This is a genomic window from Thermodesulfobacteriota bacterium, from assembly GCA_039028315.1.
In the GTDB taxonomy this organism is placed as follows: Bacteria; Desulfobacterota_D; UBA1144; order Nemesobacterales; family UBA2774; genus CR02bin9.
The window spans coordinates 1-2658 of the sequence record JBCCIH010000244.1; the positions used below are offsets into that span (position 1 = coordinate 1).

1 protein-coding gene and 1 pseudogene are annotated in these 2658 nt (G+C 41.9%); both read right to left on the reverse strand.

Translation table 11 applies throughout. The features are described from left to right. Window positions 1-275 precede the first annotated feature (275 nt). Window positions 276-1476: pseudogene (locus AAF462_11480) on the reverse strand (IS256 family transposase). 242 nt (window positions 1477-1718) lie between these two features. Then, the gene (locus AAF462_11485; GenBank protein MEM7009744.1) at window positions 1719-2345 is read right to left on the reverse strand and encodes a hypothetical protein; all 627 of its coding nucleotides are present in this window, start codon (window positions 2343-2345) and stop codon (window positions 1719-1721) included. Window positions 2346-2658: the final 313 nt, after the last annotated feature.

The following is a 2658-nucleotide window of genomic DNA, read 5'->3' on the forward strand; positions in this document are numbered from 1 at the left end:
AGCTGGAGTTATGCGTAATAAACCTAAGTACTTTGGAAACAATAAAAAAGTCTACCCTTAATGATGAAATGGAACGTTATAGCATGGCGAAAGGGAAAAAATATTGAGCCTTTTTTAATGGCAATAACGGAAAGAGAAATCCGAAGACATCTTTGGTCACGGGGATTCGAAGTGAAGAATGAAGTCGTAGTAGTAGATTTTGCAGGGATTAGCTTTTCAATTGCGACAGTATCCTAAAAAACGTGTAAGTTAAAATAGAGGGCTTAGGCCCAGATTTAGAGTTTGATCCTTTGATCAAACAGAGCAATAAACTGATTTAAGATAATGGGCCAGTTTCGGATAGGCATGGTCCATTTTTTGGTGATTTCAAAAATAGCCAGGTATACGGACTTTTTCAAGGCCTGGTCAGTCGGGAAAGACATTTTATTCTTGGTGTACTTCCTAATCTTTCCATTGAGGTTTTCAATCAAGTTGGTGGTATAGATAATTTTTCTAATCTCAGCAGGAAAATCGAAGAACGTGGTCAGCTCCTCCCAGTTATTTTCCCAGGACTTAATGGCATAGGGGTATTTGTCATTCCATTTAGAGGCAAAATCCTTTAAGGCAGCTCTGGCCGCTTCTCTATTAGGGGCTTCATAGATCGGTTTCATGTCTTTTGCAAAGGCCTTACGATCTTTCCATACTACGTATTTGCAGGCATTCCGGATTTGGTGAACCACACAAATTTGAGTGTCTGAATTAGGGAATACACTTTGAATAGTCTTAGTAAAGCCCTTCAGGTTGTCGGTTACCGTGATCAGAATATCCTCAACTCCTCGGGCTTTTAAATCCGTGAGCACTCCCATCCAGAAGCTGGCCGCTTCGGCTTTGCCTAACCACATACCAAGGACTTCTTTTTTACCATCTAGCTTAAGGCCCACAAGCCAGATAGATCGTCTTATTGATCACTCGCGAGTTATCCCGCACTTTAAAGACAATACCATCCATCCAAGCTACTAGATACAGTGGTTCAAGTGGTCGGTTTTGCCAAGCCACAATATCAGATGTAACCTTATCTGTGATTTTTGAGATCGTTGAGGTAGAAATGTTAAAATCATAGAGCTCACGAATCTGCTCTTCGATATCAGCATTACTCATGCCCTTGGCATACAAGGAAATAACCATCGATTCAATGCCTTTGGCTAGTCGAGAACGCTTAGGTACTATTTGAGGCTCAAAGCTAGCATCCCGATCACGAGGCACTCGTATCTCTGACTCACCATAAGCGGTCTTAATACGTTTAGTGGAACTACCATTACGCGAATTTGGATTAGAGCTACGCTGATGTTTTACATAATCTAAATGAGCATCGATTTCTCCCTCCAGCATTTGCTCAATACCGCGTTTGTGTAGCTCGCTTAGAAATGACTCCAACTCTTCCCCAGACTTAAACTGCTTGAGGAAATCGGCGTTCAATAAATCTTCTTTGTTTGTCATCTTTCAAGTGTGTTTTGAAATTTACTAAATTAAGATGGAGGGCCATGGCCCTCCATCTTAAAACTTCCACACTTATTATGATACTTCCCAATTCTAAAAACGAATGCTTTCCCTCTATTGCAGCTTGTGATCGGGGGAAGGCATTTATGATCGAATAAAATACTTCCATTTTGAAGCAATGGAGCAAAACAGCTATAGCCAAGTCTATATGATTATTGTCAGTAATCCTAAGAATGATTGCACTAAGCGGTTGTTGTTGGCTTACTATTGATCCATCGCCCAATGCGCTCTACCAATTCTCCCGTCCTGGTGTTTGCTTGTGGTGAATGCTTCATTGCGCTTAACAATTGACCATCTTGTCTCAAGTAGAAGTAATAAGCTATCCCATCAAGCACCAGCCTTCGGCCTTCTCTTTCTCGTTTATTCAGGATAAGCTCCGTGCATTCTTGCGCAAGCACTGATCTATCTGCCGGGCTAATCTCAACTGCTTGTCTATTTCTTGTCTTATCTATGGGTATTCGCTGATCAAACTGCCTCCAAATTTGCTTTTCAACTTGTTCTGCCCAAACCTCTTCTTTTGTGATTCTCATCTGCCATTCCTCATAAAAAGACGGGGCAATGAAGATTGCCAGCTCACCTTCCTTCAATGAGTTTACCTCAAAAACTTCTTCTAGTTTTTCAAGATATCCGCCGACAGTCGTGCTGGTAGCAGGAATCGGATCCAGCAATTCCCCCTCTGTAAGGTTCTTGATATGCTCTTCATACGCTATTTCTATCCTGGCGGCATTGTACGCTCTTCCAAGTGCTGCTGCCATGTCTTGTTGTTCGCGTTTAAACTCTTCAAATGATGGGAATTGATCTTTTTTCATTTTCGTCCGCTTCATTCATCCTAATTCGGCAACCTTCTCTTGATTGAGGCAATAACAAGGCGCTTCCTACAAGCAATTTTTCTTGTTCCCACCACTCGAAAAACGAAACCGGCTCGTTCAGGTACTTCCGTGATTCCTAAACCAGCCGGCGCTTTATCGTCTAAGCATTTACGATAGTGATCAAAATGCTCAATTCTTTTCTAAATATTGCGGAGTACACCCTGAAACTCTCCCGTAACTGTGCTGCCATTTGAGATGGTAAGGCGCCAGGAAAGGTAGGTCTCCGTTCCTCTAATTTCAACATCAACGGTAC

What these genes read in the sequence shown, in the direction of transcription:
- AAF462_11485 (MEM7009744.1), bottom strand. Translation starts at nt 2,345, where the DNA reads ATGAAAAAAGATCAATTCCCATCATTTGAAGAGTTTAAACGCGAACAA.